Origin of the sequence: Roseiarcus sp. (assembly GCF_049514155.1) — a bacterium.
Lineage (GTDB): Bacteria > Pseudomonadota > Alphaproteobacteria > Rhizobiales > Beijerinckiaceae > Roseiarcus.
The window spans coordinates 1-4,195 of record NZ_JBEKVH010000242.1 but is presented as its reverse complement, the minus strand read 5'-3'; the positions used below and the strand labels follow the sequence as shown (position 1 = coordinate 4,195).

The 4,195-nt window shown below is 59.6% G+C and carries 3 protein-coding genes; all 3 read left to right on the top strand.

Translation table 11 applies throughout. From position 1 onward, the window contains the following. The coding region (locus ABSF49_RS20690; protein WP_424114526.1) for a hypothetical protein at window positions 1-1,065 on the top strand (1,065 nt) is incomplete at its 5' end. Beyond that, entirely contained in the window at window positions 1,059-2,222 is a 1,164-nt protein-coding gene (locus tag ABSF49_RS20685; protein ID WP_424114525.1) for a metallophosphoesterase family protein, read from the top strand. The genes ABSF49_RS20690 and ABSF49_RS20685, both read left to right, overlap by 7 nt. Beyond that, the coding region (locus ABSF49_RS20680) for an AAA family ATPase (RefSeq protein WP_424114524.1) at window positions 2,219-4,195 on the top strand (1,977 nt) is incomplete at its 3' end. The genes ABSF49_RS20685 and ABSF49_RS20680, both read left to right, overlap by 4 nt.

Below are 4,195 nucleotides of genomic sequence, written 5' to 3'. Positions count from 1 at the left end.
GTCACGCGCGAGATTGCCGCGCTGCGCGACAAGATTTCGGAGCGCAGGGAGGCTTTCGAGAAGGAATACGAGCGAACTTCCCAGATTATCGAGTCGCGGTTTGACGAGAACGTGCGCAGAGTGTTCAAACGCCTGCGGGAGGACTTGCCACGCAGTCTTGCGGATCTTGATAGGGACATCGCCGACCTGGTGGATGGATACCTCTCCGCCCGTGCCGTTAAGTATCGACGTTTCGACGAGGCTGGTCGGGTCGTTTTCGAACTCGCGCCTGGCTCCTCATTACCCGTTGAGGTAGGGGACGGACGGCGCTTTGCGACCGGAGACGCTAGGGCGTTAAGCGAAGCCGAGGCTTTGAATCTTGTACATCCGCTGGTTCACGCCGCGATCGCGCAGGCCCGAACGTGGTCAGGCGGCGACTCGGTCAAGCTGCAGCTTCCTCCAGATTCCTCGTCGGAACTCACGGCGCTGACGGGGAAGGTGGGCCTTCTGAGTGTCGTTCTGGTCGACTACCTCGGCTTCGAGCCAGTTCAGCGGCTCGTCGCGGCGGCTGTCGTCGATGGCGCGCCGATCGACCCATCGCTGGCGGCCAAGCTCATGCGCTTGCAGGCCATTGCCAGTCCGGTATTCAAGGTTCCCGTGGAGACGCAATGGCTCGATGACGCGGTGGACGAGGCGGTGTTCGTCGATCAGCGGGAGGTCGAGAAAGGCGAGCAAAAGCATTTCGAGGAAGCCATCGGTCAGCTTGAGCGGTTCGTGGAAGACAAAATTCTGGTGTGCCGACGTGAGCGCGCGAGCATCGCTGAAAAGCTTCGAGCCGTGAAATCGCGGCGTGACGAGATTGTCGGTTCCAGTGCCCGAGATCGGGTCGAGGCGGAGATCGTCCGGCTCGCCACAAAGGACGAGAGTCTTGAGGAACGCATCGGTGCATTGGAATCCAGGGAAGACGAGGTATATAGAAGATGGCGCGACGAATATCACGAGCTTCGATATCGGGTGCCGAGCGTGACACGGCTGTTCCATGCGACGTTCCAGATCACCGCACCCAACCCGGAGAAGTCGTGCTGAGGCTGCTGCACACTGCGGACTGGCACCTCGGGCGACGGTTTCCGTCGTTTCCAGAAGAGGGACAGAAAAAGCTGTCACGGGCACGTATGGACGTGGTCGCGACGATTCTCGACGTGGCGCGGCGCAATGCGGTCAACGCAATAGTGTGCGTCGGCGACATATTCGACGATCCTGATCCGGCTCCGGACTTTTGGGACGGGCTTGCAAGGACCTTCCAAGGGCACGCTGGAAACCATCCCCCTCTGTTTCTGATTCCCGGCAACCACGACCCCTTGACGCAACAGTCCGTGTGGGCTCCAGGTCACGCGTTTCGATCAAAGCTTCCCGCCTGGGTGCATGTCGTCGACCGTGATGATTTCTCATATGAGATCGCGCCAAACGCGATTTTGTACGCGCGCCCGTGCCGTTCAAAGGCGGGCGAGAACGATCTGGCGATGGCGCTTCCGACGCGCGAACCTGGCGATGAACGGCTCCGCATCGGTTGTGTCCACGGCTGCACCTTTGATATGGAGGGGTACCAGACGAACTTTCCTATTCGCCGGGATGCGGGCGTGCTACGCGGATTGGATTATCTCGCAATAGGCGACACGCATTCCTTTCGCGACGTAACTGAAAATCTGGCGGTGCCAACGGTATACCCAGGCGCTCCTGAGCCAACAAGTTTCGACGAAGCGGGCGCAGGCCGCGTCGCGCTCGTCGCTTTGTTCAGGCGCGGGTTGCGCCCCCGCGTTGATGCCGAGCCGGTTGCCTTCTGGCGGTGGATCGACGTGCGGTGCCGTGACATGAATGAGCTTCGCGCCTTATTGACTACTCCGGGTCTCGACCGCCACGTGGTCCGACTTCATCTCGATATGACAGTCTCCTTGTCCGAGGAAAGCGAGGTCGAGCGGATACTGCGAGACCTCCGGGGGACCGACGCGACACACGGCCGCGTTGGCGTCCTGGTGGAGGATCTGGCGAATCTGCGATTACAAGTCGGTTCCGGGGATGCATTCCCGGATGACCTTCCGCCGGTGCTCAAAGATACCGTCGCTCGACTAGACCGCCTTGTCGCGGGGGCGACGGATGAATCCGAGAAATCAAGAGCTACAAGGGCACTGGCGCATCTTTATAAGTTGCTGCAGAGCCACGATGCGACAGGCGGGCGCGATTTATGAGACTAAACCGGCTGCGTGTCGTTAGTTTCGCTGGGATCGGAAACGTGGATATCGAGTTCGGTCCAGGACTCAATGTGCTTTATGGTCCGAATGATCTCGGCAAATCCACTCTGGTTGCTGCCATCCGACTGGGCCTGTTGCTTCCTCACACATCAACGCATTGCGATCAGTACATCGCGTGGACAGGCAGTGACGATCCGATTGTTGAGATGACGTTTGAAACCGAAGCGCAGCGTGTCTGGCGGATACGAAAACAGTTCGGCAAGGGCGGCTCTTCGCTTATTCAGGAGTCGAGGAATGGTCGGGACTTCGATGATGTGGAGCGCGGGAGGAAGGTGGATGCGAAACTACGAGAGATCCTGCGTTGGGGCATTCCCGAGCCTGGCGGCAGTGGCGGAGCTAAAGGGCTGCCAGCGAGTTTCCTTGCGACAGCGCTCCTGTCTCCGCAAGACGACGTAAGCGCCGTACTTCGGAATAGCTTACAGAGTGATCTGACCGGCAGTGGGAAGGAACAGATCGCCGCGGCTTTGCAGGCAGTCGCGCAGGACCCTCTCTTTGTCGCGTTGCTTAGGGAAACGCAGGAGCGACGGGATGCAGCGTACACCGACAAAGGCGCGAAGAAGACCGCGAGGGGGAGCGTCTTCAAGGCGGCCGCTGACCGACTGATCGAAACGAGAGACGAGAAGGAGGAGTTACAACGCATTGTGGCCGAATCCGAGGGCGCAGAGAGACAGTTGCGGGATCTGACCGGTCGGCGCGCCCTGAAGCAGGAGGCATTGGCTGTCGCCACTAATCTCGTCGCAAGTCTTGAAGGGCTTGCTTCGCAGGCAATGTGCCGCTCAGCCGCGGCGGAACAGGTGCGCATTACAGAAGAAGATGTACTGCGTATCAAGAAGATTGGGAGCGAAGTGGCGACGGCGGAGCGAGAGGTCGCGGACCTGGCTGAAAAAATCAATGAGGCGGAACAAGCGCTGAATCTGGCCCGAGGTCGGCAAGTGGAAGCAGACACCGCCCTTAAGACCGCAGAAGAAGCGGCCCATGCAGAAGAATCCGACCCGGGCGTGAGCGATACGGTTGTGCGCCAGCAGCTCGAACTTCAAAAGTCGGCGGCGGAACTGACGACGCGCGAAGCGCAGCAACGGATTGATGCGGCTTTAGCTGCCCAGAAGCTTGTGGATACCGTGACTTCGGTCGAATGTGATCTCCAAGACCAACAGACAAAAGCCCACGCTGCTCTTGACGCCGCTTCCAAAGCGACAGGGGCAGCGAAGAAAGCTGGCGACGAGCTACAACGATGCGACTTGCTTGAGCGAGTGCTGGATGTTCATGCTGCTGACAAGCAAGTAAAAGATGCTCAAGCCGCAGTCGATAAAGACGCTGCTCTCCGAACCCGCTTGGAGGTCACCTCCGGAGAACGGGCACGGTTGATCGCGCAGCGCGCTGCGATTGCGGTTCCGATTCCGGGTGCTCTCGGTCCTATGCGTAAGCTCGCCCGAGAGCTCGACGCTGCGCGGGGCGCTCTTGATGTCGGTTTTGTAGTGACGGTGACTCCGAAAGCTCGCCTTGACTTGCGGGTTCAAAAGGACGGACAGGAAATCGATTCGACTTCCACGGCGCAACCACTCGACATTGAAGCCAACACAGAGGTTGAGGTCGCTATCGCCGATATTGCGATGGTGCACGTTCGGGGCGGCCGACGCGAGACTCAAAAGAAAGCCCAAGGATTGGAGGATCGTTGGAATCGAGAAGCGGCTCCGCACCTCATTGCGGCGGGTGTCACAGAACTCGACGGCCTGGACGCGAAAATTGCTGAGGCTCAAGAGCTGGACGGCGGCATCAAGACGAAGGATGTAGAAATAGAGTCGCTGCGTGCCCAGATCGCTGCACTAGCCAGCGCGACAGAGACGTTGCGCGAAGCATCTGACCGGGCGGCGACATGCCGGATCGCGCTGGGAGCCGTCCGGCTCGATACC